Raw genomic sequence first — 3,749 nt, forward strand, 5'->3', positions numbered from 1 at the left:
AACTCCTGGACGCGTGTTCAAGGGTAAGAAAATGGCAGGCCATATGGGTGATAAAAAACGCACGTTGCAAAATCTTTCTGTTGTCAGAGTGGATGCGGAACGGAACCTGATTTTGGTCAAAGGCTCAGTGCCAGGTGCAACCGGCAGTAATGTCGTCGTTAGCCCAGCTGTGAAAGCCTAAGTAAGATTCTGAGGGGAATTAACGTGGATCTTCAGTTACAAACATTCAACGGTAAGAAAGCCGGTAACATCACTGTTTCTGATGCGTTTCTTGATCGTGAGTTTAATGAGTCACTTGTGCATCAAGTCGTCACTGCTTACTTAGCAGGTGGTCGCGCTGGTACACATGCACAGAAAACACGCTCAGAAGTGAGTGGTGGCGGCAGAAAACCTTTTTCACAAAAAGGTAGTGGTCGTGCTCGTGCTGGTACAATTCGTAGCCCTTTATGGCGTAGCGGTGGTGTTACTTTTGCATCAAAAAATCGTGATTACAGCCAGAAAGTAAACCGTAAAATGTATCGTAATGCGATTTCTGTCATTTTGTCAGAATTACGTCGTAAAGATGCATTGGTCGTGGTTGATAAAGTTGAGCTCGATTCACCAAAAACAAAAGATTTGTTAGCAATGACAAAATCTTTGGGTATTGAAAACGCTTTGATCGTTTGTGAAAACGCCGCTGGTAATTTGGCGTTAGCATCGCGCAATTTATATAACATTGCTGCTACAGATGCTGCACACGTGAACCCAGTCGCTTTATTGCGTTTTGAAAAAGTTGTGATGAGTGAAGACTCTATTCGTAAGCTTGAGGAATCATTTGTATGAACGCTGAACGCTTAAGCAAAATTATTCTTGGCCCAGTGGTTGCTGAAAAAGCATCACGAGTTGCCGAAGATCATAACCAGGTAGTACTTAAAGTATTACCTAACGCCAACAAAGCTGAAATCAAAAAAGCGGTAGAAAGCTTGTTTGATGTGAAAGTTGCTGCTGTATCAACAGCCAATGTTAAAGGCAAAGTCAAACGCGTAGGCCGTAGTTTCGGTAAGCGCAGCGACTGGAAAAAAGCCTATGTGACATTAGCTGATGGTGCTGATCTCAACTTCCTTGGCGAATAATACAGAATACGGGTGAGGAAACAGGAATGGCATTAATAAAGGCTAAACCTACATCAGCAGGTCGCAGATTTGTTGTGCAGGTCAGTACTCCAGATCTGTACAAAGGTGCACCATATGCTCCTTTGGTAGAGAAAAAGACAAAAAATGGTGGTCGTAATAACGCTGGTCGTATTACTGTCCGTCATCAAGGCGGTGGTCATAAACAACGTTACCGTGTAATTGATTTCAAACGTAATAAAGATGGCATTCCTGCTGTTGTTGAACGTGTTGAATATGATCCAAATCGTACGGCGCATATTGCATTGTTAAGTTATGCCGATGGTGAAAAACGTTACATTATCGCTCCGAAAGGTATCAGCGCTGGTGATCGTTTGGAATCTGGCGATAACGCAGCGATCCGCGCTGGTAATACATTGAAATTGTCTTCCATTCCTTTAGGTAGCACAGTTCATTGTGTCGAACTGAAGCCTGGTAAAGGTGCACAGTTAGCACGTAGCGCTGGTAGCAGTGTTCAATATGTTGCACGCGAAAATGGTTACGCGACTATTCGTCTGCGTAGCGGTGAAACACGCAAGGTACCTCTTGACTGTAAAGCAACAATGGGTGAAGTCGGTAACGGCGAACATTCATTACGTTCATTGGGTAAAGCGGGTGCTAAACGCTGGCGTGGTGTTCGACCAACCGTTCGCGGTGTGGTTATGAACCCAGTAGATCATCCACATGGTGGTGGTGAAGGGCGTACCTCTGGTGGTCGTCATCCTGTTACACCTTGGGGTGTGCCTACTAAAGGCTATAAGACTCGTAAGAATAAACGTACGGATAACATGATCGTACGTCGTCGTAATCGTAAATAAAAGGCTAGGAATTTCACATGCCGCGTTCAATTAAAAAAGGTCCATTTATTGACCATCACCTTGAAAAGAAGGTCTTGGAAGCGAGAGATGCAAGTAACAAACGTCCGATCAAAACATGGTCACGTCGTTCAATGATCTCCCCGGATATGATTGGTCTAACACTGGCTGTTCACAATGGTAAACAGCATGTTCCTGTGTTTGTCACAGAAGATATGGTAGGGCATAAGTTGGGTGAGTTTTCACCAACACGTACCTTTAAAGGTCATGCCGCCGATAAGAAATCTAAGCGATAAGGTTAAGATATGGCTACAAAAGCTAAACTCAGCTATGCACGCATTTCAGCACAGAAAGTGCGTTTGGTAGCGGATCAAATCAGAGGTTTGCCCGTTGAACGCGCTATCAACATTCTAGCTTTCAGCCCTAAAAAAGCTGCTGATTTAATGAAGGGCGTATTGGATTCAGCGATTGCAAATGCTGAACACAATGATGGTGCTGACATTGATGAATTATACGTCTCGGCCGTTATGGTTGATGATGGTCCAACAATGAAGCGTATGTCGCCTCGTGCTAAAGGCCGTGGTAATCGCATTCTTAAACGTACAAGCCACATCACTGTGGTTGTAGACGAAAAGTAAGAGAGAATACTTATGGGACAAAAGGTTCACCCAACTGGTTTCAGACTTGGTATAATTAAAAATTGGAATTCAATCTGGTATGCAGATTCAGCTAATTTTTCTGAAATGCTGAATAATGATCTGAAGGTACGTAGCTATCTTAAAAAGAAACTTGCGCATGCATCTGTGAGCAAGATTCAAATCGACAGACCAGCTAAGAATGCAAAAATTACCATTCACACAGCCCGTCCAGGGATTGTTATTGGTAAAAAAGGTGAAGATATCGACAAGCTTCGCCAGGAAGCATCAGAAATCATGGGTATTCCTGTCAATGTCGGTGTTGAAGAGATTCGCAAACCTGAACTTGACGCAACATTAGTTGCTGAAAGTGTTGCGCAACAACTTGAACGCCGCATTATGTTCCGTCGTGCGATGAAACGTGCAGTTACTAACACAATGCGTGTTGGTGCTGAGGGTATTCGTATTAATGTTGCTGGTCGCCTCAACGGCGCAGAGATTGCACGTACCGAATGGTACCGTGAAGGCCGTGTTCCTTTGCATACTTTGCGTGCTGATATCGATTATGGTACTGCAGAAGCTAAAACCACCTACGGTATTATCGGTGTGAAGGTTTGGATTTTTAAAGGTGAAGTTTTTGATGCTCAGGCTCAAAACGCACCTGCAGAAAAATAAGGTTATAACCAATGTTACAGCCAAAAAGAACGAAATTTAGAAAGCAGCAGAAGCTGCGCAACCGTGGCTTGGCTCACCGTGGCGCCAAAGTAAGTTTTGGTGAGTTCGGTTTGAAGTCATTAGATCGCGGTCGTATTACGGCGCGTCAAATTGAAGCGGCTCGCCGCGCAATGACTCGTTATATTAAACGTGGTGGTAAAATCTGGATCCGTGTTTTTCCAGACAAGCCGATTTCCAGCAAACCGTTGGAAGTACGTCAAGGTAAAGGTAAGGGTAATGTTGAGTACTGGGTGGCTAATGTTCAGCCTGGTCGCATGCTCTATGAAATGGAAGGCGTTACTGAAGAGATCGCTCGTGAAGCGTTCCGTCTTGCAGCAGCTAAACTTCCTGTTAAAACGACATTTGTAACTCGGGCGATACTGTAATGAAAGCGAGCGAAATTAGACAAAAATCTGCTGAGGATCTGGCTAAAGAGC

General features: G+C 44.1%; 7 protein-coding genes and 1 pseudogene. All 8 read left to right on the plus strand.

Annotated elements, in window-relative coordinates; all coding sequences use genetic code 11:
- Window positions 1-181, plus strand: a pseudogene (rplC, locus tag Q7V21_RS13435) (50S ribosomal protein L3); the annotation flags it as partial.
- Window positions 182-204: 23 nt separating this feature from the next.
- The gene (rplD, locus tag Q7V21_RS13440) at window positions 205-822 is read left to right on the plus strand and encodes a 50S ribosomal protein L4 (protein ID WP_069296939.1); all 618 of its coding nucleotides are present in this window, start codon (window positions 205-207) and stop codon (window positions 820-822) included.
- The gene (gene rplW, locus Q7V21_RS13445; RefSeq protein WP_069296938.1) at window positions 819-1,112 is read left to right on the plus strand and encodes a 50S ribosomal protein L23; all 294 of its coding nucleotides are present in this window, start codon (window positions 819-821) and stop codon (window positions 1,110-1,112) included. The genes rplD and rplW overlap by 4 nt, the downstream gene beginning before the upstream one ends.
- Window positions 1,113-1,138: 26 nt before the next feature.
- Window positions 1,139-1,966: a 50S ribosomal protein L2 gene (gene rplB / locus Q7V21_RS13450; protein WP_304917780.1), complete on the plus strand. Its 828-nt coding sequence runs from the start codon at window positions 1,139-1,141 to the stop codon at window positions 1,964-1,966.
- A 17-nt stretch (window positions 1,967-1,983) separates the two neighbouring features.
- Window positions 1,984-2,259 (plus strand): 30S ribosomal protein S19, encoded by a 276-nt coding sequence (gene rpsS / locus Q7V21_RS13455; RefSeq protein WP_041354584.1) that lies wholly within the window; start codon window positions 1,984-1,986, stop codon window positions 2,257-2,259.
- 9 nt (window positions 2,260-2,268) lie between these two features.
- Window positions 2,269-2,601: a 50S ribosomal protein L22 gene (rplV, locus tag Q7V21_RS13460; RefSeq protein ID WP_014707489.1), complete on the plus strand. Its 333-nt coding sequence runs from the start codon at window positions 2,269-2,271 to the stop codon at window positions 2,599-2,601.
- A 12-nt stretch (window positions 2,602-2,613) separates the two neighbouring features.
- Complete coding sequence (rpsC, locus tag Q7V21_RS13465; protein WP_304917781.1) at window positions 2,614-3,273, plus strand: 30S ribosomal protein S3; 660 nt, start codon at window positions 2,614-2,616, stop codon at window positions 3,271-3,273.
- An 11-nt stretch (window positions 3,274-3,284) separates the two neighbouring features.
- Complete coding sequence (gene rplP, locus Q7V21_RS13470; RefSeq protein WP_014707487.1) at window positions 3,285-3,698, plus strand: 50S ribosomal protein L16; 414 nt, start codon at window positions 3,285-3,287, stop codon at window positions 3,696-3,698.
- The last annotated feature ends 51 nt before the right edge of the window (window positions 3,699-3,749 follow it).

This window comes from Methylophaga sp., assembly GCF_030651745.1.